22 protein-coding genes and 4 pseudogenes are annotated in these 25,595 nt (G+C 69.3%); 13 read left to right on the top strand and 13 right to left on the bottom strand.

Annotated features, from left to right (window positions below; all coding sequences use genetic code 11):
- Positions 1–135 precede the first annotated feature (135 nt).
- Positions 136–1,104 carry a sugar phosphate isomerase/epimerase family protein gene (locus OIE69_RS40870; protein WP_326580508.1) on the bottom strand — a complete coding sequence of 323 codons (969 nt, stop codon included), beginning with the start codon at positions 1,102–1,104 and terminating at the stop codon, positions 136–138.
- Between the two features lie 94 nt (positions 1,105–1,198).
- The gene (locus OIE69_RS40865; protein WP_326580506.1) at positions 1,199–2,149 is read right to left on the bottom strand and encodes a hypothetical protein; all 951 of its coding nucleotides are present in this window, start codon (positions 2,147–2,149) and stop codon (positions 1,199–1,201) included.
- A 1,046-nt stretch (positions 2,150–3,195) separates the two neighbouring features.
- Here OIE69_RS40865 and OIE69_RS40860 point away from each other — a divergent pair.
- Positions 3,196–3,507 carry a hypothetical protein gene (locus tag OIE69_RS40860; protein WP_326580504.1) on the top strand — a complete coding sequence of 104 codons (312 nt, stop codon included), beginning with the start codon at positions 3,196–3,198 and terminating at the stop codon, positions 3,505–3,507.
- Between the two features lie 30 nt (positions 3,508–3,537).
- Positions 3,538–4,032 (top strand): hypothetical protein, encoded by a 495-nt coding sequence (locus tag OIE69_RS40855; protein ID WP_326580503.1) that lies wholly within the window; start codon positions 3,538–3,540, stop codon positions 4,030–4,032.
- 111 nt (positions 4,033–4,143) lie between these two features.
- Here the strand turns inward: OIE69_RS40855 and OIE69_RS40850 are convergent.
- Positions 4,144–4,506: pseudogene (locus OIE69_RS40850) on the bottom strand (transposase); the annotation flags it as partial.
- Here OIE69_RS40850 and OIE69_RS40845 point away from each other — a divergent pair.
- Positions 4,506–4,601, top strand: a pseudogene (locus OIE69_RS40845) (IS5/IS1182 family transposase); the annotation flags it as partial. The pseudogenes OIE69_RS40850 and OIE69_RS40845 overlap by 1 nt on opposite strands.
- Positions 4,602–4,973: 372 nt before the next feature.
- Positions 4,974–5,708, top strand: coding sequence for a polyamine aminopropyltransferase (locus tag OIE69_RS40840; protein ID WP_326580499.1), 735 nt, complete (start codon positions 4,974–4,976; stop codon positions 5,706–5,708).
- Positions 5,709–5,982: 274 nt separating this feature from the next.
- On the opposite strand, the gene OIE69_RS40835 is transcribed toward OIE69_RS40840, so the two are convergent.
- The 4 genes and pseudogenes from OIE69_RS40835 to OIE69_RS40825 all read right to left on the bottom strand — a co-directional run bounded on the left by OIE69_RS40835 (position 5,983) and on the right by OIE69_RS40825 (position 9,285).
- A complete protein-coding gene (locus OIE69_RS40835; protein WP_455550607.1) occupies positions 5,983–6,447 on the bottom strand; it encodes a DUF1153 domain-containing protein in 465 nt (154 codons plus the stop codon).
- 208 nt (positions 6,448–6,655) lie between these two features.
- A complete protein-coding gene (locus OIE69_RS40830; RefSeq protein WP_326580495.1) occupies positions 6,656–7,201 on the bottom strand; it encodes a hypothetical protein in 546 nt (181 codons plus the stop codon).
- 833 nt (positions 7,202–8,034) lie between these two features.
- A pseudogene (locus OIE69_RS44960) lies at positions 8,035–8,352 on the bottom strand (transposase); the annotation flags it as partial.
- A 411-nt stretch (positions 8,353–8,763) separates the two neighbouring features.
- Positions 8,764–9,285 carry a hypothetical protein gene (locus OIE69_RS40825; RefSeq protein ID WP_326580493.1) on the bottom strand — a complete coding sequence of 174 codons (522 nt, stop codon included), beginning with the start codon at positions 9,283–9,285 and terminating at the stop codon, positions 8,764–8,766.
- 234 nt (positions 9,286–9,519) lie between these two features.
- Between OIE69_RS40825 and OIE69_RS40820 the strand changes: the two genes are divergently transcribed.
- Positions 9,520–10,932 carry a transcriptional regulator gene (locus tag OIE69_RS40820; protein ID WP_326580491.1) on the top strand — a complete coding sequence of 471 codons (1,413 nt, stop codon included), beginning with the start codon at positions 9,520–9,522 and terminating at the stop codon, positions 10,930–10,932.
- A 65-nt stretch (positions 10,933–10,997) separates the two neighbouring features.
- Here OIE69_RS40820 and OIE69_RS40815 read toward each other — a convergent pair whose 3' ends face one another.
- The gene (locus tag OIE69_RS40815; protein ID WP_326580489.1) at positions 10,998–11,573 is read right to left on the bottom strand and encodes a TetR/AcrR family transcriptional regulator; all 576 of its coding nucleotides are present in this window, start codon (positions 11,571–11,573) and stop codon (positions 10,998–11,000) included.
- 28 nt (positions 11,574–11,601) lie between these two features.
- Here OIE69_RS40815 and OIE69_RS40810 point away from each other — a divergent pair, with 28 nt between their 5' ends.
- The 7 genes and pseudogenes from OIE69_RS40810 to OIE69_RS40780 form a co-directional block, all read left to right on the top strand.
- Entirely contained in the window at positions 11,602–13,110 is a 1,509-nt protein-coding gene (locus OIE69_RS40810) for an aldehyde dehydrogenase family protein (protein ID WP_326580487.1), read from the top strand.
- Between the two features lie 176 nt (positions 13,111–13,286).
- The gene (locus OIE69_RS40805; protein WP_326580485.1) at positions 13,287–14,237 is read left to right on the top strand and encodes a quinone oxidoreductase family protein; all 951 of its coding nucleotides are present in this window, start codon (positions 13,287–13,289) and stop codon (positions 14,235–14,237) included.
- Between the two features lie 16 nt (positions 14,238–14,253).
- Positions 14,254–15,840, top strand: a complete 1,587-nt coding sequence (locus OIE69_RS40800) for an MFS transporter (protein ID WP_326580483.1) — start codon at positions 14,254–14,256, stop codon at positions 15,838–15,840.
- Positions 15,841–16,170: 330 nt separating this feature from the next.
- Positions 16,171–17,565: a pyridoxal phosphate-dependent decarboxylase family protein gene (locus OIE69_RS40795; protein WP_326580481.1), complete on the top strand. Its 1,395-nt coding sequence runs from the start codon at positions 16,171–16,173 to the stop codon at positions 17,563–17,565.
- 128 nt (positions 17,566–17,693) lie between these two features.
- Entirely contained in the window at positions 17,694–18,044 is a 351-nt protein-coding gene (locus tag OIE69_RS40790; RefSeq protein WP_326580479.1) for a sigma-70 family RNA polymerase sigma factor, read from the top strand.
- Positions 18,028–18,801, top strand: coding sequence for a hypothetical protein (locus OIE69_RS40785; RefSeq protein ID WP_326580477.1), 774 nt, complete (start codon positions 18,028–18,030; stop codon positions 18,799–18,801). The genes OIE69_RS40790 and OIE69_RS40785 overlap by 17 nt, the downstream gene beginning before the upstream one ends.
- Before the next feature lie 61 nt (positions 18,802–18,862).
- Positions 18,863–19,164: pseudogene (locus OIE69_RS40780) on the top strand (ATP-binding protein); the annotation flags it as partial.
- 1,103 nt (positions 19,165–20,267) lie between these two features.
- Here OIE69_RS40780 and OIE69_RS40775 read toward each other — a convergent pair.
- From OIE69_RS40775 to OIE69_RS40755, 5 genes are all read right to left on the bottom strand, one after another.
- Positions 20,268–21,002, bottom strand: a complete 735-nt coding sequence (locus OIE69_RS40775) for a translation initiation factor IF-2 (RefSeq protein WP_326580475.1) — start codon at positions 21,000–21,002, stop codon at positions 20,268–20,270.
- A gap of 364 nt (positions 21,003–21,366) precedes the next feature.
- A complete protein-coding gene (locus tag OIE69_RS40770) occupies positions 21,367–21,738 on the bottom strand; it encodes a toxin Doc (protein WP_326580473.1) in 372 nt (123 codons plus the stop codon).
- Positions 21,739–21,984 carry a YlcI/YnfO family protein gene (locus OIE69_RS40765; RefSeq protein ID WP_326580471.1) on the bottom strand — a complete coding sequence of 82 codons (246 nt, stop codon included), beginning with the start codon at positions 21,982–21,984 and terminating at the stop codon, positions 21,739–21,741. It lies immediately after the preceding gene.
- A 372-nt stretch (positions 21,985–22,356) separates the two neighbouring features.
- A complete protein-coding gene (locus tag OIE69_RS40760; protein WP_326580469.1) occupies positions 22,357–23,013 on the bottom strand; it encodes a TetR/AcrR family transcriptional regulator in 657 nt (218 codons plus the stop codon).
- A gap of 198 nt (positions 23,014–23,211) precedes the next feature.
- On the bottom strand, positions 23,212–24,147 hold the full coding sequence (locus OIE69_RS40755; RefSeq protein WP_326580467.1) for an SDR family NAD(P)-dependent oxidoreductase: 936 nt from the start codon (positions 24,145–24,147) through the stop codon (positions 23,212–23,214).
- Positions 24,148–24,593: 446 nt separating this feature from the next.
- Here OIE69_RS40755 and OIE69_RS40750 point away from each other — a divergent pair, with 446 nt between their 5' ends.
- Positions 24,594–25,592, top strand: coding sequence for an RNA polymerase subunit sigma-70 (locus OIE69_RS40750; protein WP_326580465.1), 999 nt, complete (start codon positions 24,594–24,596; stop codon positions 25,590–25,592).
- Positions 25,593–25,595: the final 3 nt, after the last annotated feature.

Below are 25,595 nucleotides of genomic sequence, written 5' to 3'. Positions count from 1 at the left end.
CTCTGAGGGTACGGTACACAGTGATGCGTCTCCTTGGTCTGTGCCGGTCAGGAGGTGCGCAGCCGGGCCGGCCCGCCGGTTGCGCCGTGGCAGCGGTACGCAAACGGCGGGCTGTGCCCGATGAGGTGCCTGCGATCAGGCCAGCAGCTGCTTCAGGGCCGTGAAGCTGCGCTGCGCGGCGGCGAACGAACCCGGCGGGTTGGGCTGGGTGTTGGGCGCCGTGTCCTGCTCCCAGACGCCGACGTGGCTGCCGCGGGCTCCGATGTCCCGGATGAACTGCTGGTACGGCAGGACGCCGGCACCGAACTCGACGATGGAGTAGCCGTCCGCCCCCGAGCTGGCGGCGCCGTCCTTCATGTGGAACAGCGGGTACCGGTAGGGCTGGTTGCGCACGTAGGCCGCGGGGTCGAAGCCCGGCCAGCGGTGCTGGCCCACGTACGCCCAGTACACGTCCAGCTCCAGGTAGACGTAGCGCGGGTCGGTGTTGCGCAGGAAGACGTCGTACAGCCGGACCGACGGCTGGTCGGTGGCGAAGGCGAACTCTCCGGCGTGGTTGTGCTGGTAGAGCTTCAGACCGCGGGCGGCCGCGGCCCGCCCCCAGGTGTTGAACTCTTCCGCGGCGGCGAGGTAGCCGGCGACCGTGTTGGAGTTCGACGGTGCGTTGGCGGTGCCGACGTGCGGCATGCCCAGGATCTGCGCCGCGTCGAGCTGGGCCTGGAGGTTGTTGCGGAAGTCTCCGATGCCGACGTGGCTGCCGATCGCCTTCAGGCCGTTGTCGTCCAGCAATTGCCGGATCTCCTGGAGCGTGATCTGCCGGCCGAGGATCGAGGTGTTCTGCGTGTAGCCCGCGAACTCGACCTCCTTGTAACCGATGCGTGCCATCTCCTCCAGGACGACCCGGAAGCCCAGCGAGCTGACCTTGTCGCGGACGCTGTAGAGCTGCAGGGAGATGCGGTCCTTCGGGATGGACAGGATGCTGGTCGCGGCGGAGGCGGACGGCGCCGTCGCGGCGCCGACGACGGAGGCGGCGGCGAGCGCCACAGTGGTGCCGGCGGTGGCCCGCAGGAAGTCTCTGCGGTCGAAGGATTTGTCCAGGTGGCCCACGGTCACTCCTTGGTGGATGCGGCGAAGAAGAGTGGGGTGTGAGATGTGCGGTGGTGACGGTGCGGAACGCTTCTCGCCCGTGGACGGGCTGGGATCACAGCCCGGTGCCCGCGGCGGCCGCTTCGGCCTCCGCCTGCGCCGTACGCTCCGCCACCTTCGCGGCGAGGTCGGCACCGCGATCCTGCGGGGCCGCCTTGGCGGCCCGGGCGAGCGACGCCGAGGGGGCGGTGGTCGTCGCGGCGATGCCGCCGCGCACGCGGGCCAGTTCGCCCACCTGGAGGGCGGGGCTGTTGTCGCTGGCGGTGAGCTTGCCGCGGACGATGATGTTGTCCAGGACCGCGTTCGCGTTGTTGCCGGTGACCGCGAGGTCGCCGCCGAGGTATGTGGCCTGTGCGCAGGAACTGAGCGGGCCGTCGCCGCCGAGCTGGAGGGTGTCGGAGTTGTTCTGGTACGCCGTGTCGCCCTGGACTTCGCTGGCGCACAGGACACCGCCGAGCGTGTTGGCCTTCACGGTGAGCGTCTTTGAGACCGTGCTGTCGTACACGTCGGTGTAGAGGTTCGCGTCGCCGGAGACGGCGCCTGTGACGGTGGTGCCGGAGATGTACAGCTCGCCCGCGGAGGCTCTGATGTCTCCCTTGACCGTGGCGTCGACGCTGTACAGGAAGCCTTCGACGGCCGAGATGCCGCCGCTGGCCGTGGTGTTCTGCACATGTACGCCGAAGGCCCCCTGCTCGGTCACCGCGCCCTTGACGCTGCTGTCGGTGATGTCCAGGTAGGCGTTGTCCCCGACGGCGACGGTGCTGCTGAAGGTGACACCCTTCGCCACGAGGTCGGCGCCGGCCTCGATCGTCACCGTGCCCTTGACCTTCGTACCGGTCAGCGTGCAGGACGCGCCGGCCGGTACCACGAGGGCGCCGCTCACGGTGACGGCCCCGCCTTCTCCCACACAGGTGGTCGTGAGCGCCGCCTCGGCGGGAGCCGCAATCGTGACCAGCCCGCCCGAGGCCACCAGCGAAGCTGCAACAAGGTAGGAACGGATCTTCATGGAGATTCCCTTCTGCTGCGGTTACGGCCACGGCGACATGCCGCGGCCGGGAACCCCCGCCACGGCGGGGTGCTGCGGAGTGCGGGACAACTGTTACGACGGAAGGCCGCTACATGCGGCCGGCGGGAGCGCTTCTCGTCGGCGGTGAGGACGCGTCACATACGGCCCCGGCATACGGGGTGGGCTGCAAGACCGCACTGGCGTTACGTCGACGCAACATCGCGTCGATCGGCTCGAACGCTAATCCGGGCCCCCAGTGGTGTCCAGAGCTTTGGACGGAGCCATCGGAAACTTTTTGCCAAGCCGTCAAAAGATCGCCAGCATCCGCAAATTGAACCGCCTAAATGCTGAATAGCACTTGACAGCGGTGACGCTCTGCCGCACGCTCGTGACGCTTCGCCACCCAGTCGGCGGTTCCACGCACCATCGCCATCCCTGACAGGAGCACTCATGCCGACCGGAGCGTGGATCACCGGCGCCCGTGGCTCTGTCGCCACCACGGCCCCTCTCGGACTGTTCGCCCTGCGGGCCGGACCGGCCGAACCCACCGGGCGCGTGACCTGGTTACCGCTCCCCCACGCAGGCCTTCCAGCCGGTCCGCCCAGGTCACGGGCGGCCGTGATGTATACAATCCACCTCTGCGCCGGAAGGCGGGGCTGCTCACAACGACGTTGGCGACGGCAGCAACCGGGCGGGCTTGTCCCTGCCCGGACGGCCCAGGGCGAATGAGACGACGCCGGGCCGACAGCATCGCGCTGCCGGCCCGGATCGCGGTACACGAGGACCTCCGAACCTGTAGCTACAGGTCAGCATGTCCCGGACGAGGACCCGAATCTGCAACCGACCTTCCGCGTCTACAGTCCTGACGAGTGCGCGGTTTCCCCTACAAGGTCATGCGCTGCTTCATGGAGCAGGTGGCCGAACAGGTAGAACGCTGCCGCATCCCGTTTCGAGCAGGGGGAAGCTGAGTACCTGTTCCATATCCCTGTGATGCTCCTCTGACGGCGCGGTCCGGGTCCATGTAGCGTCAGCGCCAGGGAGATGAGATGAACTTCGACGAGAATGAACCGCAATCTGTTCGCGAGGAGCGCTTCGTCGCAGAACGAGTTGCAAGAAGAGCGGCACGCAAGGCCGCGGCGCTCGAATCGCGGGGAGCCCACCTCGGCGCGGTCATCGTGACCGTCGCCCTGGTCCTCCTCAGCTGGTATGGCAAGCTGGCCGCTTTGGGCATCGTCAGCGGAGTTCTTCTGCTCTGGTTCGCCGCAGCCCTTGCATGGGCCTACGCCGACGGGGCCGAGGGTCGGCACGCACTCCAGCGCGCGTACAACGTCACCTTCGGATGGGGCGATGGGTTCTGAACATCAAGGCCAAGCCAGAGGGGGGGCGGTTTGAAGAGCGATGTCGACTTGGTGGGGAGCGGCCCGCAGTACGCCGATGAGCTGACGACTGACGTTGTGTGGGAGATCGGCGACTTCCTGCTTCCTCGACTGGAGCGGGCGGCTAGTGCTCACCCATCAGACAGCGAGGAGGGCATCACGGCCTCGGCACTCGCAGAGGCAGTGGCCACGTTGGTTCTCACCTTGGAGTGGACCATCACCGGCGGAACGCCCGGCCGTGTCCGTATTCCGGTCGGGATTCCGCTGCCCCCGATGCCCACTGAGGAGGAACGCCGGGTACGGGCGGAGACGCGGCTGGATCGCCTCAGGGACGATTGGAATACTCTCTGTCTCCTCGCCGGCTACTGGCGCTCCGCACCTGGCTATCAGGACTCCCGTTGGCGCAAGCTTGAGTTCCGCGACGCCGAGCATGAGCGTTGGTACCAGCAGCAGTTGTCCTACCGTCATGTGGGGAGCCGCGTCATTCGACCGCCGCGGCAGGAATGACGCCTGGTTCCTGCGTGAGTCGGAAGGTGCGGTTGGCGTTCGCGGCGGTGACTGCGGTCAGTCCCGCTGTGCCTCGCGTGAGGCGGGATGGCCGGTCCGGCGGGAGGTGCGGCGGGTGATTCGCCTGGTCATCAGCGTGATCGCGGCCCAGGTGATGAGCGACTCGGAGTGCTGGATGAGCCGTTCGTAGTCGCGCGCGTGCCGACGGGCGTGCATGACCCAGGCGATCGACCGTTCGACCACCCAGCGGCGGGGCAGGACGACGAACCCCTTCGCGTCCTTCGGCCGGCTCACCGTCTTGACCGTGAGGTTCAGGTACTTCTTCGCCCAGCCCACGAGTTGCCCGGCGTAGGCAGAGTCGGCCCAGACGATCGTGATCTCCGGGTGCATCAACGGCAGCCGGAACAGCACTTCCTTGGCCGCGTCGCGGCTAGAGCTCCGGACGCCTCGAAAACCGGGATATGGAACAGGCACTGATGACGGTTCTGCGGCGCGAAGGCGCGGACGCGGTCCGCAGGGGCCGGCCATGGAGTACTCCGCTGGACGACCGGGCACTGCTGGTCGCGGCTACTGACGCTCAATGCGTGATGTCGTCATGGTGGTGTAGGGGTGAGTCCGATGCCGGCAAGGCAGCCGTCGAGGACGTTGTGGCGGTATTGGAGTCGTCGTAGGCCTTGGCGGAGCCGTGGCGTCCCAACGCCCTCTTTTTCGTCGGTCGTCAAGCCCGCCCGATCACCGGTGCCGCCGACGTCACCGCCGCACTCACCGGCCACACGCGCAGCGACACGCCACCATCCCGCAGGCCCTCACCACGGCCGCGGTCTCACCGGGCGGCATAGGCTGCGGCGTGTTCCGTTCGATACATCACGAGGATCGTCACCGCGGCCTGGGAACACCCGGCCACGCAACTCACCGGCACCGGTGACGAGAAAGGTCAACCGATGAGCGCGCGTTTCGAGGAGATCGACTGGCGCCCGACGCCCATGGGCGACATCAGTCTGCGCCGTCGGCGGGACCCGGAGACCGGCGACGACGTCTACGAGGTGAAGCTCGGTGACGAGTTCTTGATGTCCAGCCTCTTCACCGCAGGCGAGATCGCGCTCACCCAACTCGGCCTGGCGAAGGCGCCGGACACCGAACTGGACGTCGCCGTGGGCGGGCTCGGCCTCGGCTACACAGCAAAGGCCGCACTGGACGACCCGCAGGTGCGGTCGCTGATCGTGGTCGAGGCACTCGCCGAGGTCATCCAATGGCATCAACGCAGCATGGTGCCCCTCGGCGCCCAGCTGACATCAGACCCGCGCTGTCGGCTCATCCAGGGCGACTTCTTCGCGATGGCCGGCGACCCGCACGGCCTGGACCCCCGGACACCGGGCCGTCTCTTCCACGCCATCCTGCTCGACGTCGACCACTCACCACGCCACGTACTCCACCCCCGCCACGCCGCGCTCTACCAGCCCGCGGGACTACGCGCACTCGCCGAGCACCTCCACCCGGGCGGCATCTTCGCCCTGTGGTCCAACGACGCACCGGACAACAACTTCACCGCCGCACTCGCACAGGTCTTCGCAGAACCGGAAGCCCACGTCGTCGAATTCGACAACCCACTCCAATCAGGAACAGCCGCAAACACCGTCTACGTAGCGAAAAAGGCAGCAGACGCACACCTCACCTGAGGCAGGCGCAACCGGCATCCCCTGCCCCGCCTGCCCCGACCCCCGGACACGACAGCGGTCCCCCACCCGGCACAGGTGCGGGGCCGCTGCCGGTCGCAGCCAGTCAGGCGATTGGCTTGGTCCGCTCCACCGCGGCGACCCGCACCGACTTGATGTCGGTGTTGGAGCCGGTTGATGGCTCGTTCGACGGCGTCGCATGTGGATGCCCCGGCCGCACCGGGCCGGGGCATATCGGCGATGGCGCGGCCCACGGTCGCCCGCACGCCGGGGGGCATCAGGTCGAGAAGGGGAAATTCTCCCCGGACAAACCGAGCCAGTCACCGTCCAGAACCTGCTCCTTCCACATGTCGAACACCTTCTCGGGCACCTTGTACTTCTCGGCGACCTCGGAACGGGTGGCATGGCCGGACGTCACGGTCAGAACGATCCGCACCTTGTCCACCGCCGACAGCTTGTCCTCGGGTTTGGCCGGCAGGTCAGCGAGCCGCAGACACGCCGCGCCACCCGCCCCACCCGGCTCGCCCGGACGGCCCGCTTGCCCCGGCTCGCCGGGCCGTCCGCCCTGGCCGCCTTCCCCGCCACGGGCGCAGCCCGCCAATAGACCGGTCACGGAGTCGGTTCCGCGAGCACCGTCGGCGCCTCGGCTGCCGTCGTGGCGGGTCGGTGCGGCCGAGGCTCCTGCGGACGAGCCCTCGAACGAGCAGGCGCCGCCACCGGCGATCGCGGCCGCCATCACCACCAGGGCCAAGGGACGCTTCCATACACGACGTGACTTCACTGGAATCTCCACATCCGCGGCCAGATCCGCGAGAAAGGGGCCCCGGCCCCGGGTCCCACGCCGGCCCCAGGGGCTGGGCTGGGCTGGGCCGGGACCGGGGGTGGAGGCCCATACCTCACGGAGGGTGCGGGCCGTCCACAACGGGTCGTCAGGGGATCGCGCAGGGTGCTCAGAAGATGCTGATCCCGCCGGCGCCACCGACACCGCCGGCGCCACCGGGGCCGAAGACGCTGCCGCCACCGCTGCCGGCCTTTCCGCCGTTGCCGCCATCGCCGAAGACACTGTTCCCGCCGGAGCCTCCGTTGCCGCCGCCACCCCCGGCGCCGAAGACACTGTCCCCGCCGGAGCCCGCGCCGCCGCCGTTGCCGGCGTTGCCGAAGATGCTGCCGCCTCCGGACCCACCGTTGCCGCCCTTGCCTCCGTTGCCGAAGACGCTTTCGCCGCCGCCGCCCCCGCCACCGCCTCCCCCGGCGGGGCCGAAGACGCTGCCGCCGCCGGAACCACCGGTCCCACCCGCCCCACCGTTGCCGAAGACGCTGCCGCCGCCGGAACCACCGGAGCCACCGGAGCCGCCGGGACCGAAGACGCTGCTGCCCCCCGCGCCGCCCTCGCCACCCTTTCCGCCGTCGGTCACCACACCTGCCGTGGCGGTGGTGCTCCTGCTCACCTCCACCGTCGCCGCCGAGGCCGGCAGGGCGATGGCTCCGGAGATCAAACCAGCCGACGCGAAGAGCACCACCGCTCGAAGCCCACGACGCGGGGAACGAACCTGACCAGAACTCTGAGTGCTGTGAAACATGACCGAACTCCTCAGAAAGATAATTTCAATGGGAATGCCGGAGAAATATCCGGACCAACGACGGGAACAGCTGGGAGAGGATTTCCTGCTGCTGGGACCTGCCTCGCATTTCCTGTCCGGCGAGGCCTGCATCTCCATTAGGCCCGGCCACAGTGCCGGGGGCACGTTCCGACAACACGGGACTTGACGTGGGCGAAAAGCGCGTTCACACTGCGCGCGGCCATGCGGCAGCGTGGTACCGCCCGTCGTCACGACGCGGGTTGCGGCAGAACAACCGGCGGCAGGGGGCGCGTGGCTGGGAAAGCGACGGCGCAGTCGTTGTCGCTGAGACGAACCCGATCCAGCAGGGCGTCGTTGATAGACCCGGAAAACCGCGGGCCAGCCAGGCGGCGTGCCTGCTGACCGGCTCCAGACAGGCATCACGGACACCGCCTGACACAACCGCCCCACCGACTCCTCCCCTCCACAGGGGAGGCCGGCGAGGGCGAGGCAGTGACGCGCGTCTTGTGGGCTGCGTACTCCCGGGTTGCGGCAGATCATCCGGATCCTCAGGCGTTGACGAAAGACGCCTTTCGCGCGAAGCAGAGTGCGCGGGCCCTCGTGGCTGAGGTCGTCGACCGCCCCCTATGCACCCAGGACGCCCGCCGGTTCGGTCAGGCTCGACTGGAGAACCGCAGGTCGCGTCCCGGCACGGACGCCAAGAACTCTGCGGGTCTGTCCAGCGAATCGTGCAGCTCGGGTGATGTGAGTCAGCGGCGGCCGAGGGAGAGTCGGCCGCCGAGGCGGTGTCGAAGGCCTGCAGAACAGGCTTCCCTCGCATGGCCCATGCCTATGCGGCCCTGACCGGCGGTGGGGTCCATGCTCATCACGGCCAGGTAGACGCACTTCGCGCGAAAGCCTCGTTCGGGAGGTGCTCGCGGGCCGGGACACCTTTGTGCATGGGCGCGGTGACCGACTCGACGGCGTTCGTGGTGCGAAGGCCGCGGCGGATCCCGGTGCCGACCGAACTGCAGGAACGGCACGAACCCGGCCCAGGCGTCGCCCCACAGCCGCACGATGGCCGGAAACCCGGCCGCCGAACAGTGGCGCCAGGAAGTACGACGGATCAGGCGGGACCTCGCAACACGCACTGATCACTCACGGTGGCCGCATCACGGAAAGCGAGCCAGGACCCGTCCCGCGGCAGCGTTGCGACAGCACACCGGAAAGCACCCCCGTGAGGGGCCCCACCGCGCTGCGATCGGGCCCCTCGTGCTCGTCCGGCTCATTGTCCCGACAGAGGGTGTCTGCCGGCCGCGCCACCGTTCACCGTGTCGCACCGATGCCGGACGCCGATCACGTCACGACGCGGGGGCCTCTGGGGACAGGCGCCCCCGCGGATCGAGGGCAGGGACGATACCCGGACCCCGGAGGGAATCCGTCCTCCCACCCCGGGGCCGGCCCCGAGGTGGGACGCACCGGGCGGAGCGGCTGTGCCGTCAGCGGCTGCTCGCGGTGCCGATGTCGACGATGTGGTCGTACCGCTCCAGCAGCACGAAGAGCTTGATCTTCTGCGTCGTCCCCCCGCTGCCGAAGGTCAGCGTGACGATGACCTCATGGCCGTTGCCCACAGCGCCGTTGTCGGTCACCGTCCAGTGCGCAGGGACGTTCTGGGCACGCAGGACGCCGTCCGTCCCGTTCTCCTCCTCCCAGGCCGCCAGCCGCCGGGCGAAGTCGGGCGTCAGGTAGTGCGTGCGAAGCACCGTGGCCAGGGTGGCGTCCGGGTCCTCGTAGTCGCCCTTCGCGTCGATGTACGCGCCGTAGAAGTCGGCGACGCGGGTCATCGCTTGGCCGGGTGTGCCGCTGACCGACCGCGGCGCGACGGCGGACACCTTGGCGGGGACAGGGGCAGACGCCTGTGCCGAGGCGGTGAGCCCCAGCGGGAGGGCCACGGCAGCGACAACACCGGCGATCAAAGCGGTGCGGCGGACGTGCTTGCGGGCGGTCGTGTTGCTTTTCATCAGTGTGCTTCCCCGATTCGATGGGTTCGGACGTGCGTCGCTGTTCGCGGGGCAGCCTCCTCGACCCAGGTGGTGCAGGGGCGGCTCCGGCGACACCACGAGCGTCGGCGGCGGCACGGTCCGGACACAACGCACGGAGCCCCATCCACAACGGTGGAACCGTCCCAGGCCTGTTGACCTCTCCTTATAGGGAGTGCCTGGGATGCCGTCCTGGGACGCGAGAAGGGGGAAGCGGTGCCGTCGCAGGACGAGGTGGAGGAATTCGCGGCGCTGCTGCGGCATCTGAAGGCCCGCACCGACCGCAGTTACGCGGCACTCGCGCGCCGCCTGAACATGAACGCCTCGACGCTGCACCGGTACTGCGCGGGGGACGCCGTGCCGCTCGGCTTCGCACCCGTGGAACGGTTCGCCGCGATGTGCCAGGCCAGTGCCGCCGAACGGATCGAACTGCACCGGCGGTGGGTCCTGGCGGTGGCGGCACGGCAACGGCCCCGCACGGCAACCAAGTCCGTGCCGCAAGACGCCGGATCCCACCCGGCCGACAGCCAAAGCCCCTCGACCGGCGGGGCGGAACAGCCCGCTCCAACGGCAGCCGCCGACTCCGTCTCCACGACGGCCGCCGACCCGGTGCCCGCAGCAGCGTCCGGCCCCCGGCCCGACCCCCGGCAGACCCCCGCAGAGAGCCTTGCCGACTCGTCGCACGAGCACGACCCGGCGTCGCGCCCCGCCTCGCGACAGCCCCGGCACAGGCGCCGCACGGCGGTCACCGCAGCTGTCGTGACCGCGCTGATCGCCACCCTGGGCAGCCTGACCGCCCTGCCGTCCGGGCTCTCCTGGACCACCGGTGACAACCAGGCGTCCGATACGGCGACCGCGAAGACCGCGGGCGCACGGCACGACTCCACGACACCGTCCCCACCCGCCACCACTACGCACCGCCGACCGCCCGGCACGCCCTCGCCGAAGTCACCCGCCACGGGCAACCCGCCGCCGGGCGCGTCCGTGAACCCTTCCGCCACGGCCGTCCCCGCCGCCCCGCCCCTCACCTGGACCGCGAACTCCCAGCTCTGGGAGCTCGGTTGCCAGCACGACTACGTCATCGACAAGACGCCCCAGCAGGTGCCGCCACCCCCGGCCCCACAAGACGCCGCCCCCTGGGCGCGTACACAACGCGCCGTGCACGGCGGCCACACACTCGTGGGCATCTCCGTGCAGGGGCGCACCGAGGCAGCCGTCGTCCTCGAAGCGCTGCGGGTCCGCGTCGTGGGGCGGGCCGCCCCGGTGAAGGGCACCGTCTACTCCACAGGCCAGGGCTGCGGCAGCGACATCAACCCCCGCTCGTTCACCGTGAACCTGGACATGGGCCGACCGATCGCCCGTCCGGCCCAGGGCAGTGAGCACGCGACAAGCACCCCGGCACTGCGCATGCCCTACCGGGTGTCCTCAAAAGACCCCGAGGTACTGCTGGTCGACGCCCGAACCGCCCACTGCGACTGCCGCTGGTACCTGGAACTCGACTGGTCCTCACAGGGCCACACCGGCACCGAACGCATCGACGACCACGGACTCGCGTTCCGCACCAGCGGCATCGAGAGCCTGCCGCGCTACTGGTACGCACGCGACGGCTGGGCCCCCCTCACAAACTGAGCAGAACCCATAGCCCCAGCTCCGGGCACTCGGCGCGGTTTCCCGGACCGTGCCACGGCGCGCTGTCAGGGCTGCGAGGTGTGGTCCTGAGTGATGCGGCTGACGGCTGTGACGACGGCTGCCCTCAGCTGCTGCCAGCGCTCGGCCGACCACGGTGCGCCGCTGTCCGCGATCTGGAGGCTCAGCGGAGTGAGCGCCTGGACGTGGTGGATGGTCCAGATGACGGCGTAGAGATCGGCGGGGGACAGCGACTGGCCGGGCTGGGCCGCGGCTAGTGCGGGGAGGCGCTGCTGGTAGTAGTCGAGTTCCACTTGTATGGGTGTGGGCCGTTCGAGCTGGCGCCAGAGGGTCAGGCGTACCCGGTCGGGGTCGGAGGCGTAGTAGTCGAAGACGGCGCCGGCGAACTGTGGAAGGTCCTCGAAGGAGGACGGCAACGTCTGGAGGCTGACGCTCAGACGTTCAGTGACCACATGGTCGAACAGGTCTTCCTTCTTCCCGAAGTACTCGTAGATTGCGCGTTTGTTGGCCTTCGCGTTCTCCGCGATCCGGTCGATGCGGGAGCCCGCCAGACCGTAGGCGGCGAACTCGCGGTATGCCGCTTCGAGGATGCGCGCCTTGGTGGCGCCGGAGTCGTTGGTCACACGGCCAGCCTACCGAACGAACTAGTTCTTGACATACCCGGCGGCAAGGTGGACTCTCGAACTAGTTCGTTCGCTGTCTGAAACGTACTGCTATGTGACTGAAAGAAGCATCCTTGTGTCTGTCTTCACCCTCCCCGCACCTCTGACGGCTACCGTCGCGGGCGCGGCACATCCCACGCGGGCCACGTTCGATGTGGTCAATCCGGCCACCGGTGAGATCTTCGCGGCTGCCCCGGACGCCTCGGTGGCCGACGTCGACGCTGCGGCACGGGTCGCACACGACGCGTTCCCCTCCTGGCGGTCCGACCCGGCCGCGCGCCGGGTCGCGCTGCACGCCGCCGCCGACGCCCTGGATGCCGCGCGTGACGAGATCGTTCCGATTCTGACGGCTGAGCAAGGCAAGACCTTGGCTCAGTCGGCCCGTGAGGTCGGCGTTGCTGCCGCCTATCTCCGTTACTACGCGGACATGGAACTGGAACGTCAGCTACTCCGTGACGACGCGGACGCTGTGGTGCAGATCGTGCACCGTCCGCTCGGGCCGGCAGCGATCATCGCGCCGTGGAACTTCCCCCTGATCATCGCCGTAGCGAAGATCGCACCGGCGCTGTCCGCCGGGAACACAGTGGTGCTCAAGCCGTCGCCGTACACCCCGCTGTCGTCACTGAAAGTCGGAGAGGTGCTGCGCGGAGTGCTGCCGCCCGGCGTGTTCAACGTGCTGAGCGGCGGCAATGAGGCGGGAGCGGCCCTGACGGCACATCCACTGATCCGCAAGATCAGCTTCACCGGGTCCACCGCCACCGGCAAGGCCATCGCGGCTGCCGCCGCGGCCGATCTGAAGCGCACCACGCTGGAACTCGGGGGCAACGACGCGGCGATCATCCTGGACGACGCCGACCCCGCTGTGGTCGCCACGGGCATCTTCGCCCGCGCCTTCCACAACACCGGTCAGGTGTGCGTGGCACCCAAGCGGGTCTATGTCCCTGAGAAGTTGCGCGCGGCGGTCGTCGAGGCCTTCGCCGGCCTGGCCCGCGACGCCCGGATCGGGGACGGTACCGACCCCGCGACGCAGTACGGTCCGCTCAACAACCGCTCCCAGCGCGACCGGGTCGCCGAGCTGGTCAGCGATGCGGTGAGCCAGGGAGCGACGCTCGCTGCCGGCGGCAGCGTCATCGAGGGGAGCGGATTCTTCTACCAGCCCACGATCCTGACCGACATCAGCGACGGCGTCCGCATCGTCGACGAGGAGCAGTTCGGGCCCGCGCTGCCGGTCATCGGCTACCGCGACGTGGAGGACGCGTTGGCCCGGGCGAACGCCACCCACTTCGGTCTGGGCGGCTCCGTGTGGGGCACGGACCCCGAGCGCGCCGCCGCCGTCGTCGAGCGTGTGGAGGCCGGCATGACATGGGTGAACACCCACTCGGCCACGACGTTCGACCAGCCGTTCGCCGGTATCAAGTGGAGCGGCATCGGCATCGAGAACGGCCGCTGGGCGCTGGAAGGCTTCACCGAGATGCAAGTCATCCACCAGGCCCGCTGAAGGCGGGAGACCGCTGCCGGAGCGTGCCGCGGCACGGTCCGGAGTCAGCCCCCGGACGTTGCGTTCACACCCGCCGGTCCGGCGGCATTCATTCCTGCCGGTACGACGGCAGTCACCCCACTACGAGTAGAGGCCCCCGGGCGATGTTGACAGCTGAAGCATGGCAGGCACGGTCATTGGGCGCGCCCGACCAGGTACTGGAACTCATCGAGCGCACCTACGGCGCCCCGGAGGAGGGGCGTCTACTGATCAAAGTGCACGCAGCCGGCCTGGGCCTGCCCGACCTGCTGATGCTGGAGGGCGCCTACCCCGGCATGGGCGCCCTGCCGGCCCCGGGACAGGAAGCGGTCGGCGTGGTCGTCGAAGCACCACGCGGCTCCGCCTTCGCCGCAGGAGATCGCGTCATGGGCCTCACGCCCTTCGCCGAAGGCATCGGGGGATGCGCGCAGTACACGTACGTACGTGAGAACAAAACGCGGCGTGTGCCGCAGGTGTTCAGTGACGAGCAGGCGGCGGGATTCATGCTCGCCTTCCGGAGCGCCTATGCCGCGCTGGTCCAGCGAGTGCCCGTGACCGAGGAACAGACACTGCTGGTCAACGGCGCCTCCGGTAGCACCGGCACCGCGCTTGTCCAGCTCGGCAAAGCACTCGGCGCCACCGTTGTCGCGGTGGCTCGGACCCAGGAGCAGCGAGACTTCTGCGCCCGGATCGGTGCCGACCACACCATCGACCCTTCCGCCACCGATGTGGCCGAGGCTGCACGGGAACTCACCGGCGGCCGCGGTGTCGACGTGTTCTGCGACAGTGTGGGCGCGGAACCCGGCACCCAGGCTCTCAAGGCGGTCGCACGCGCCGGACGGGTAGCCCTCCTCGGCTACGCCGCGGGATCCTGGCTGACGGTCGACCCGATCGACCTGGTGATGCGAAACTACTCGGTCTCCGGCGTGTACGCGGGCGGGTTCGACGCGCGGGAGGACGCCGAGGCGTACGACGCTCTCTGCGACCTCGCCGAACACGGTCTCATCACCACGCCGCTCGGCAGTGTGTACGACTTCCGTGCCGTCCCCCAGGCCGTGGCGAGCCTGCGGAGCACCCGGATCGGCAAAACCGTCGTCCGTGTCGCCTGAGGGACCGGCCGACATCATGACGAGTTCGCGTCACGGCCTTGGCACAGGCATACGCAAGGAACCGGCGGACCGCAGCGTTTCCACGGCTCGGCGGGTCACCTTCGCCCTGGCCTTCGCGGGCCTGATGACTTCGATGGCCCAGACCGCCCTGCTCCCGCTTGTTCCCCAGTTGCCACGCCTGCTGCACACCTCACCGTCCGGCGCGGCCTGGGCAGTGACCGCGGCCCTGATCGCAGGAGCGGTCTCGAATCCGATCGTCGGCCGGCTCGCAGACATGTTCGGCAAGCGCCGGGTGCTGCTGTGGACTCTGGCCGCCCTCTTCGCAGGCTCCCTGCTCTGCGCAGCCGCCCACACCCTGCCCCTGGTGATCGCGGGACGTGCGATCCAGGGTTGCGCGCTGGCCGCGATCCCGGTGGGCATCAGCATCCTCAGGGACGTGCTGCCCACCGCCCGGGTCGGCACAGCCGCAGCAGTGATGAGTTCCATGGTCGGCGTCGGCGGCGCACTGGCCCTCCCCGCGGCTGCTCTGCTGATCCAGGGCGCCGACTGGCACTTGCTCTACTGGGCCTTCTCGGGCCTGAGCGTGGCGGCGCTCGTAGCGGTGTGGATCGCCGTGCCCCCTTCGCCGCACTCCAAGTCCGCTTCCAGGATGGACACCGGCGGAGCTGCGGGACTCGCCGTGAGTCTGGTCGCGTTGCTGCTGGCCGTGTCGCAGGGCGGCGCGTGGGGCTGGACCAGCCCGCCTACCTACGGCCTGTTCCTGGTCGCCGCGGTGGTGCTTGCCTGGTGGGGCAGGTGGGAATGGCGGCGGCCCGACCCGCTGGTGGACCTGCGGGTGTCGTCAGGTCGCCAGGTGCTCGTCACCAACGTGACCGCGATCCTGATGGGTTTCGCCACCTACGCTGTGGCGTACTCGATGAGCCAACTGCTGCAACTGCCCCGCGGCACCCACTACGGACTGGGCCTGTCCACCCTCGCCGCCTGCCTGTGCCTGGCGCCCTCGGGCATCGCCATGCTGCTGTCCTCACCGCTCTCGGCTCGCCTGTCCACCCGGCTGGGCGCCCGCACCACTCTGGCGGCGGGCTGCGCAGTCACCGCGCTGGGCTGGATGCTGAGCCTTCTGCTCATGCACGCGGCCTGGAAACTCGTGGTCACCAGTTGCGTCATCGGCATCGGCGTCGGGCTGGCCTACGCGGCAATGCCCCTGCTGGTCATGGCAGCCGTCCCCGCTTCCCAGACGGCATCCGCCAACGGCCTCAACGCCCTGACCAGGTCACTGGGCACGTCCTCGGCCGGCGCCGTACTCGGGATGATCATGACCAGCCAGGTGACCACCTTCCACGGTTCCCCTGTCCCCTCCGAAGGAGCCTTCCACACGGTATTTCTCATCGCGTTCGCCGCCGCCCTGATCGCCACCACAACGGCTCTCCTGCTCCCTCGAACCACGCACCCGCACGGCAGACAGGCCCACCGCCCCCATCAGAACACACGCGTCGCAGACGCCCACGGCCTTGATCGGACGCCCAAGACTCGATGGTCACGGACACGGCTTCCGACGGCGGGTCTGTCCAACGACCGGTGTGACGCCGGTGATGTGAGTTAGCGGCGGCCGAGGGAGAGCCGGCCGTCGAAGAGCCGGACGGTGCACAGCGTCACCGGCTCTCCCCGCAGCCGGACGGAGGACGGCGTCGCCGCGCACGCCATCGGCCCGGACAACGCCGCACCCCTCCGGCAACTCGCGCTGCACCTGCTGTAGCCGAGGACTGTGCCCTTCGACTGGTGGGTGCGCTTGGGCCGGTCCCTCGCGGTCACCGCACCGCGGAGCCGTGCCACTTGCACGCCGTCCGACCTGAGTACCCCCTTCATGGCCGATGAGCCCACATATTTCTATTGAAAGATGAACGAAATGTTTCTGGAGCCGGACCGTGCCGCCATGTCCGAGATGGGTGGCCTGGTCCTCGACCGCGTCATCGACTTCATCGAAGGTCTCCCGGACCGCCCCACCGACAACACCACCGGTGCCGCGGTGACCGCTGATCTCGTGGAGTCCTTCCTCGCCGCGCCGCCCGAGCAGCCGGGCGACCTGAAGGAGCTGCTCGACCGCCTCGACGGCGCCGTCGGCTGTGCCTATGAGACAGCGGGTCCCGGATACCTGGCCTACGTCCCGGGCGGGGGCCTGTACAGCTCCGCGCTCGCCGAGTTCTACGCCCGCGGCATCAACCGATACGGCAGCCTCGCCTTCGCCGCCCCGGCGCTGACGGCCCTGGAGGAGAGCGTGCTGCGCTGGATGGCCCAGGAGGTGTGCGGGCTCCCCCAGGGGAGTGCCGGCCTGCTGACCACCGGCGGCTCCATGGCCACCTTCTCCGCGGTGGTCGCCGCCCGCCAGGAACACCTCGGCGAGGAACTCGACGGCGGAACCCTCTACGTCACGCAATACACCCACCACTCCGTGGCGAAGGCCGCCCGGCTCGCCGGGCTCAAGGCGCGACACGTCCGCACCGTGCCCTGCGACCAGGACCTGCGGATGGACCCCGGCGCCGCCGCGGCGATGATCGACGCCGACCGAAGAGCGGGACTACGGCCCTTCCTGATCGTCGGGTCCGCCGGCACCACCGACACCGGCACCGTCGACCCCCTGCCCGCCCTGGCCGATCTCGCCGAGCGGGAAGACCTCTGGTTCCACGTCGACGCGGCCTACGGCGGCTTCTTCCGCCTCACCGAACGGGGACGCCGGCAACTGGAGGGAACCGAACGGGCCGACTCCGTGACACTCGACCCGCACAAGACCCTCTTCCTGCCCTTCGGCACCGGCGCCCTCGTCGTCCGCGACCCCGCCAAGCTCTACGCCGCACACGAAGGCACCGGCGACTACCTCCAGGACATCGGCACATCCGGCGGACTGCCCAACTACGCCCACATGGGACCGGAACTCACCCACGAGGTCCGCGGACTGCGCGCCTGGCTACCCCTCCACCTGCACGGCGTCTCCGCCTTCCGGCAAGCCCTCGACGAAAAGCTCGACCTCGCCGAGCACACCCACACCGCACTCAGCCGCATACCCGCACTGGAAGTCCCCCGCCGCCCCGACCTCAGCACAGTGACATTCCGGGTCCGCCCCCACGACCACAGCACCCACGCAGCCACAGAAGCCGACACAGCCACCCGCAAGCTCCTGAAGCGCATCAACAACGACCCGCGCCTACTACTGTCGAGCACCCTGATCGACAACCGCCAAACCATCCGCATCTGCATCGTCACCCACCGCACCCACGCCAACCGGATCAACGACATACTCGACCTCATCGCCCACCAGACCGCGCAACTCTGACCGGCCCCACCGGCCCGGGCAGCCACGCTCGTGAGATCACGCACGGTGTCCTCGTCAGCGGCCACGAGCCGGGCGATGACGGGCACCCGGTTCCCGCCGGCCGACGCCGGCAGCATCGTCGCGCGGCAGTGGCGCAACGATTGGTCAACACATACGCGTCGTGGTGGCAGCGGCGCTGGCGCGGTGAGATCCCGCACCATGAACTGCCCGCCCGGGCAGAGGCCAGCGATCCCTTTCCCTCTGTCGACCTCGAGCTGTCACTGTCGACCTTGCTGCGGAAACTTCCGCCGCGGCAACGGGCGGTGGTCGTCCTGCGCTACTTCGAAGATCTGCGTGTGGAAGAGACCGCCCGTGTGCTGGGCAGCCCGCCCGGGACCGTCAAACAGCAGACGGCCAAAGCGCTGGGCAGGCTGCGCGCAGAACTGGCGGCAGCACCGAGCCTGGTGGATGGGACTAAGGAACATGCGCGGCATCTCTGACGAGCAGTTGCACGAGACGGAGCAGGTGCTGCGCCTCCTCATGAAGGACGCCTTGCCCGGAACCGTCCCGCCTGCCGACCACCTCGCACAGGTCGGGCGAAAAATTCAGCGGCGCATGCGGCGGCGCGTCGCGATAGCCGGTGCGGCGGCGTCCCTGGTCGCCGCCGTGGCGTACACCACGGTCGCTCAGATAGAGCCGGAGCCTGGCCAGAAGGACATAACAGCACCCGCGGCATCGCCCGCGACGAACGCCACCCGGGGTCTCACGACCGTGCACCTGCCGAACCTGTCGGGACTCACGTTGCAGGTCCCACAGGGCTGGACAGCGGCCGCATCCGAGAACAGCCGCGAGGCGAACGCGAGCTTCGTTTCCTCCCAGCTCCTGCACGCCCCACCGCACGACTCCTGTTCCAGCGACCAGGACAAGGTGCTGGGCGCCTGTCCACCGATCACGGCACTGAACAAAGGGGAGGTATTGATGGCTTTTCAGGACATTGGTGTGGATGCGCTGAGTGACACAATGCCGCTGGTGATGGATCAAGCGTCCCACCCGAACAAGCACTGCCAAGCCTTGAAGGGCGATACGCAGATGAACGGCGTGGGCCGCGCTCGCGCCAGTGGCAGTGGCAGTGGCAGTGGCAGTGGCAGTGGCGAACCCTTCGACGTGAGCATCTTCGTTTGTTTGAGGGAACCGTCGGACCAGACACTCGCCGCGGTCAGGGAGACCTTGGAAGCGTTCACGCAGTCCCAGGGCTGAGCGGAATCGGCACCTCGTGTGCGGGCACGTCGGTGAAGTGCCGGGTGTTCAGCCAAGCCCGAAGCTGGTCAACGAACTCGTCGAGGCCGCCGATGAGAAGCAGCTCACCAAGACCGTCGCCCACTACGGCCGCCTCGACCTCCTCTGCATCGACGACCTCGGCCACCTGGAGCTCGACCGCCGTGGCGCCGAACTCCATTTCCAGGTCCTCACTGAACGCAAGGAGAAGAACAGCGTCGCCATTGCCTCCAACAGGTTCTTCTCCGGCTGGACCAAGACTTCACCGACCCCCGCCTCTGCGCTGCCATCGTCGACCGCCTCGCCACCACCCGCGCCCGAGCCGAAGAGCAAGCAGCCAGGTGATCGCTTACTCTTCGGACTGACGCCACCTACTGTCGATCTGTTTCTCGTCTCACCTGCTGGAAGTGCCCATGCCTCGCCGGTCACCGGGCGAGATCAGAGCCGAACAACCCCGTCGCAGGAGCGCCGGAAGTCGACAGGTCATCCCTGGTTTGTCCGCTGCGACGAACCATCAGATCGCATACTTCGAAGGTCGGTACCGGTTGCCTCCCGGCCACGTCGCCCACGCCTTCCAGGCATGGGCTCTGGCACTTCACTCATGGCCTGACCACGGTCCCAACCACGGGCGGGGAACCACCATCTGGCGGGACATGCACGCGCGAACACTGCTGCAAGGCGTGGCCTCGACCATGAATCGCAAGGCGCGCCGTGAACTTCTCGGAGCGGTTGCTCCCCTGGACGACCGCTTCTTGACAGGTACCCTGCCAGATCCGTTCTCACCGCTCACAGATCCCTGGTGGAAGCGCCGCCTCACGGAGTGATCCTCCCGACCTTTCAGACACACAGGCTGCCGAAGCGTTGCTGCTTCTCATCAACATTCCCGTGCCTCTGCCCTTGGGGTCGCTCCCGAAAGCCACGAACATCTGCTCTCAGTGCTGACCCACGTAGCCGGACCGGCCTCCTTGACGCCTGCGCCGGGCAGGGGTGACGCCGCCGCCGTTCGAGTGGAGGCGCGGCACCGTAACGCCGCGCCTCCCCTCGCTCAATCCGCGGATCGGCTTCAGTGAACCGTGCGCGCCAGCGTCACCATCACCGCAGGCGCACACTGCGGGGCCCCGACCTCCCCCCTCGGGGCCCCGCCCACCACGCACCACCGCCCGAACATCGCACGGTGAGCAGCCGGCCGGCCGGCGAACCTTCGTACCGGGGCTCGCTCACCGGCGCTGTGGGGTTACGGTGAGCCCCGGCGGCCGCAACGGCGCCGACGGGCGGCCCCCACCGGGGCGTCGCACAACAGCCGGGCCGGGCGTCCTGGCGACCACCCATCGGGTTCCTGGCTACTTCCACTCATCACCTCGTCCTTCTGACGGACGGTAAAGGCGATGGGCGCCATCGCAGAGGCGGCGGATAAGGTACAGGCCATTCGCCCGAGGCAGGCACCTCATTCAGTGCGGTGACGGTTTCGGGTCCAGTGCGTTGCCGACGGTACAGCCGCCCTCTCCGGGCATCCGCTGGATCCGGGGCGGCACCCACACCTCGGTGGCGCCTGGGCCCACGCGGGCAAGGAGGCAGTCCTGCGCGTCAAAGCCGTTGCCCTTTACCGACAGGACGACGCCGACCCGGCCGCTGCCCGCCTTCACCTCGGTACGGATCGCCGGATGCAGGTCGAGGGCAGCGAGCGTACGGCGCACCTCGGCCTCGTCCACCCGGCCGCCCTCCGGTACCCGGGGAAGTCTCGCGCGGAGTTCCTCGTACGGCAGCCGGGGCGGTTCGGGTGGCGGGGCGAAGGTCAGCGCAGGGCCATCCGGGCAGGCCACGTCACGGGGATCCTCACGCCACTCCGACTTGGGCGACACCCGCACCGCGAAACAGCGCCGTACGGTGACCTCCTCGGCGTCGAGCCATCCGTTGTACGCGGAACCGGATGTGCGGACGACCACGTCGACGCCATCCCCGTCGTGTGTGGAGGTACCGATCACCCGTAGTACCTCCACCCCGTCCATACCGGACGCGGAGCGGCCGACCTCCTCCCCCGTGCGCGGGCGCTGGCCGTAGAGCCGCTCTCCCACCTTCCTGGCCACCTCGCGTGCCGCGTCCGTCGCCTCGTCCTGGGAGGACTGCACCACCCCGCAGCCGGCGGTGAACAGCAACAGCGGGGCGAGCAGCAGTAGTCGACGCATGCGTCCACCCTTCCGGCCCCGCCCGCGGCGGACAACCGCTCGCGTACTCAGACCGGCGTAGATGATCGTACTCAGCCGGTCCGGCACGAGAACGGGGCGAGCCACCCCTTCGGCCACTGACCTGAGGACGGCTTCGCGTAACCGCTGGGGTCTTCGAGGTCATCACGCACCGCACGACAACCGAAGGCCCCGACCCAGCCGGGCCGGTACGGACAAGGAGACCCAGAAGCAGGCGACTGCCTGGGAGAACCCACCTCTCCCCCACAGCTCGACGTCGACGTAGTCCATGTCGATGCCGATGTCGAGCCAACTCCACCTCCAGGCCCGTCGCGCGGCAGCTTCCGGGTCGACCGGACGGTGCGGGTCAGATTCGCCAGGAGCGGATGCGGTCGGCGGTGTCGTATCCGTCGGCCCGGCCGGTGTCGATGTCGCGGGCGAGGTCGATCAAGGCACCGTAGGGCGGGTCGATTCCCTCACCCACAGCGTCCATGTAGGCCGTGGCGAGGGCTGCGCCGTACAGGGCGTTGCGGGCCGGCAGCGGGCGCAGTCGGATGATGGCGTGCATCAGGGCTGCGGCGCGCCAGGCGTTGTCGACGGTGGCGCCGATCTGCGGGGTGTTGACGCGGTGGCGGGCGACGGCGGCCACGAGGCCTGAGAAGTCGTGCACGGAGGGCTGCTTGGGCAGGACCTCGGCTTGGCGTTCCAGGAGCCAGCGGATGTCGATGTACAGGTCCACTCACGCCACCCGGGAGGCGTCCAGGCGGGCCGGGGCGTCGTCGGGGAAGGCCGCGTCGAAGGCGTCGGCCTGGTCGGCGACGAAGGCCCGGAAGACGTCGGCTGCGCTCTCCAAGCGGGGGTCGCGGACCGCGTTGCGTGCGGCCTCGGTGATGAGGGCGGTCACCGTGGTGCCCTCGGACTCGGCACGCTGCTGCAGCAGCGCGTGAAGTTCCTCGGGGACCCGGATCGTGACTGGCTTCGACATGCCCCGAGCGTACAGCAAGGCGTACAGCAATGGTGTGGAGAAGGGCGTACTGGCTGGTCAAGGACAGTGTGGGCGCGGGCGCCCAGCTACCCGGGCAGCACGGCCCGGACTCGGGCCAAGCCCTCCGGCGCCTCCTGGAGACCGGGCTCGGCGGCGTCGAGCGGCCTCATCGCACTCCGTACACGGCCCCGGACACCGCGGGAGCGGGGCACCCAGCGGCCCGCCGAGCCCCCTGCAGACCATCGCCGACGGCATTCGGCACCTGCCCCCGGGAGACGACACGACATGCCATCCCTCCCACCGAAGCACCGATTCCCGCCTGACCAGTGCAAACGCACCTACCACCTGCGGTAGGAAAACAGCTCCCGAGATTCAGTCGGGCCTCGGGCCCTGTTCGGCTCGGGCGGGGCGACGGTAGGCGCCGTACCACCAGATCCGGGCGAGTTCGCGGGCGAAGGCGGCGTCACGACTGCCGTCGTCGACCTGAATGTGGTGCGCGATCGCCTGGGCGCCGCCCCAGACGATGATCCGGCTCGCGGAAACGGCGTCCAGGTCCTCCGTCGTCGTGCCGGCGGCCTGCTCGGACAGCACGGTGCGCAGCGTCGTCTCCTCGAAGCCTTCGAGGTTGGCGGTGTAGAAGTCGCTCACCGCGGAGTCGTAGGAGGCCGCCTCCCGGAGAGCGGTGATCACGCCCTGATGGGCGCGGTGGATCCTGATGACTTCCTCGAAGAACCGGGCGAAGCGGTCGGCCCCGTCCTCGCCGCCGGCAGGGTCCCACTGCCGGGCCAGCGTCAGCAGCGACTCCCGCAGACCTTCGGTGAGCCCCACCAGGACGTCCGACTTGCTCTGGAAGTGCGCGTAGAACGTGGCCCGCGACACGCCCGCCTCCTCCAGGAGTTTCTGGACGCTGATGTCGGAGAAGGCCGTGCCGGAACCGAGCAGCCGCTCCAGGGTGGACGTCACCTGAGCCCGGGTCGCGGCCGAACGCGCGGCGTAGCTGTCGGCCTGGCGTCGGGTCACGGGTCGCATCAGGCGTCCTCCGGTGTGTGTCGTGCCTCGAATCGACCCGGGCTCGGCGAAGGAGGTCCGCTATGGGGTGGCAGTGATCCTCCGGCGCGGCTCGCCCCACCCCCCGAGGGGGAAGCGGCCACGTGCCCGATGGGGGACCTGCCGGCGGCTTCGTGCGGCCGCCGGGTCGGCCCCCCATTGTGCACCGGGGTTTCCGGGTCAGCGCACCACGGGAAGGGCGTGGTCCCACAGCCGGTCCGCGGCGGCGGGGTCCACCGACCACTTCGCGACACCCGCCATCACATCAGGACCCCCATCGACGACCTGCGATTCCTGATTGTCCTCGAAGTACCGCCCTGTCACGTCGTCGACGAGCGGCGAGGCGGCCAGCAGCACCGTGGTGGCAGCTCCCTGGGCCGGGGTCTTGAAGTGGTCGGGGGTGACCAGGTTGCCGTCCGCGTCCATGGCACCGAAAGCCTGCATGGTCGCCCGGTCCATGTGGCGAGCCAGGTTGGTGTGAATCACTCCCGGCGCGCAGGCGTTGGCGGTGATGCCGTGTTCGGCCCACCGACGGCTGATCCCGACGGCGAGCAACACGTCCGCGGTCTTCGACTGCGCGTAGGCGACGAACGGGTCGTAGGGGCGTCGCTCGAACTGGGGGTCGTCGAAGTCGAACCCCGCCCGCAGCTGGGCACCGGAGCTGACCACGACCACGCGCGACTTCTCGGCCGCCTGCAGCGCGGTGTGCAGGCCGACCGCCAGGGCGAAGTGGCCGAGGTAGTTGATGGCGAGCTGCATCTCCCAGCCCTGCGCGTTGACCTGATGAGTCGGGAGCATCATCACGCCGGCGTTGGCGATGAGGCCGTCAAGCGGCCCACTCCAGTCGTCGCAGAAGGCACGGACGGAAGCCAGGTCGGCGAGATCGAGTGCGACGGCCCGCGTGCCCGGCAACTCCTTGACCAGCGGCTCGGCGTCCGCGGGATTCCGCGTGGCGATCGTGACCTGCGCTCCCGCACCGGCCAGCGCGCGCACCGTCTCGACACCGAGACCGGACGACCCTCCGGTCACGATCATCCGGCGCCCGCTGAGATCGACTCCATCGAGTACCTCAGCGGCGGTGGCCCGCATCCCGAACGACGTGGTTGTCAGCGTCATGGCTGTGCCCTGCCTTCAAAAGAATTGGTTCCTTGCCTGGCCGGTGAGGTCTCCCACCGCCTCGGCCGAGGCATCACAGGAGAAACCATACACCGTGTTCATACTTTTATTCTGATGCGGGGAGCAGGCCTGCGACGCGGCTTCGCCACGACGCGGCGGCCCTCAGAGTGGACGTGAACGGCGGCGTCGGCGTACAGGGGGCGGCGGCCGGTCAGGCCCTGGATACGGAGACCCCCCGGCTCCTGGCCCTCCGGGCCCGGGCAGGTCCCGCCGGTGTGCTTCGCGAAGGCCCCCGTCATGGCAGCAGTGGCCCGCTCGCCGAGGACGGCATCCCGTCCTTCCGAGGACGAAAGCGCTCAGCCATGCCGACCGGCCCTGGTGATGACTTATCGCGCCCGCACCCGTCACACCTACGACGGGACGCGACGAGACGGAAGGATGACGTGATGAGTGCGGACACACGGCCGAAAGGGCTGGGCGAGAGCGGTCTTGGAGCGGTCGACGAGCCGGCGTTCTCGGGACTGGCGGAGCGGCACCGGCGGGAGCTGCACGTGCACTGCTATCGGATGCTCGGGTCGTTCGAGGACGCCGAGGACACCGTGCAGGAGACGTTCCTGCGTGCCTGGCGGCGGCGGGAGACCTTCGAGGGGCGGTCGACGTTCCGCGCGTGGCTGTACCGGATCGCCACCAACGCCTGCTGGGACCTGCTCGCCAAGCGCCGCCCGGAGCCGGCGACCGGCGGTGAGGTGCTGTGGTTGCAGCCCTACCCGGACCGGCTGCTCGACGAGTTGCCCGCGGCCGACGCGGACGAGCCGGAGAGCGTCGCCGTCGCGCGGGAGACGATCGAGCTGGCGTACCTCGTCGCCGTCCAGCACCTCGCGCCGCGCCCCCGCGCCGTACTCATCCTGCGCGACGTGCTCGGCTGGCCGGCGAAGGACGTCGCGGAGCTCCTCGGCGACTCCGTCAACTCCGTCAACAGCGCGCTGCAGCGGGCCCGCGCCGGCATGCGGGAGCACCTGCCCGTCGAGCGGCAGGACTGGAGCGGCGGTGCCGAGGATTCCGGGACGCGCGAGCTGGTACGTCGCTTCACCGACGCCAGCGTGGCCACGGACGTCGGCCGGCTCGCCGACATGCTCCGTGACGACGTCCGCTGCTCGATGCCGCCCACGCCAGGCCTGTCCCTGGGCCGCGACGCGGTGGTGACCGGCTGGGTCGAGGACGGCTTCGAGGGCATGCAGGGACTGCGCGGCGTCCCCACATCGGTGAACCGGCAGCCCGCCGTCGCCTTCTACCTCTGGAACGAGCGCGAGGGCGCCTACCTGCCGTTGACGCTCGACGTCCTGCGCGTCACCGGCGGGGTGATCACCGAGATCGTCATCTTCCACGCCGACCGGTTCCCGCGGCTCGGGCTGCTGGAGCGCCTGGCGGCGGACGGCAGGGAGTAGTCC

Origin of the sequence: Actinacidiphila glaucinigra (genome assembly GCF_035918135.1) — a bacterium.
GTDB lineage: Bacteria > Actinomycetota > Actinomycetes > Streptomycetales > Streptomycetaceae > Actinacidiphila > Actinacidiphila glaucinigra.
Note: the sequence above shows the minus strand (reverse complement) of the source record. Positions and strands in the feature narration are given on the sequence as shown.

What these genes read in the sequence shown, in the direction of transcription:
- OIE69_RS40865 (WP_326580506.1), bottom strand. Translation starts at nt 2,149, where the DNA reads ATGAAGATCCGTTCCTACCTTGTTGCAGCTTCGCTGGTGGCCTCGGGC.
- OIE69_RS40860 (WP_326580504.1), top strand. Translation starts at nt 3,196, where the DNA reads ATGAACTTCGACGAGAATGAACCGCAATCTGTTCGCGAGGAGCGCTTC.
- OIE69_RS40840 (WP_326580499.1), top strand. Translation starts at nt 4,974, where the DNA reads ATGAGCGCGCGTTTCGAGGAGATCGACTGGCGCCCGACGCCCATGGGC.
- OIE69_RS40825 (WP_326580493.1), bottom strand. Translation starts at nt 9,285, where the DNA reads ATGAAAAGCAACACGACCGCCCGCAAGCACGTCCGCCGCACCGCTTTG.
- OIE69_RS40800 (WP_326580483.1), top strand. Translation starts at nt 14,254, where the DNA reads ATGACGAGTTCGCGTCACGGCCTTGGCACAGGCATACGCAAGGAACCG.
- OIE69_RS40795 (WP_326580481.1), top strand. Translation starts at nt 16,171, where the DNA reads ATGTCCGAGATGGGTGGCCTGGTCCTCGACCGCGTCATCGACTTCATC.
- OIE69_RS40785 (WP_326580477.1), top strand. Translation starts at nt 18,028, where the DNA reads ATGCGCGGCATCTCTGACGAGCAGTTGCACGAGACGGAGCAGGTGCTG.
- OIE69_RS40775 (WP_326580475.1), bottom strand. Translation starts at nt 21,002, where the DNA reads ATGCGTCGACTACTGCTGCTCGCCCCGCTGTTGCTGTTCACCGCCGGC.
- OIE69_RS40765 (WP_326580471.1), bottom strand. Translation starts at nt 21,984, where the DNA reads ATGTCGAAGCCAGTCACGATCCGGGTCCCCGAGGAACTTCACGCGCTG.
- OIE69_RS40760 (WP_326580469.1), bottom strand. Translation starts at nt 23,013, where the DNA reads ATGCGACCCGTGACCCGACGCCAGGCCGACAGCTACGCCGCGCGTTCG.
- OIE69_RS40755 (WP_326580467.1), bottom strand. Translation starts at nt 24,147, where the DNA reads ATGACGCTGACAACCACGTCGTTCGGGATGCGGGCCACCGCCGCTGAG.
- OIE69_RS40750 (WP_326580465.1), top strand. Translation starts at nt 24,594, where the DNA reads ATGAGTGCGGACACACGGCCGAAAGGGCTGGGCGAGAGCGGTCTTGGA.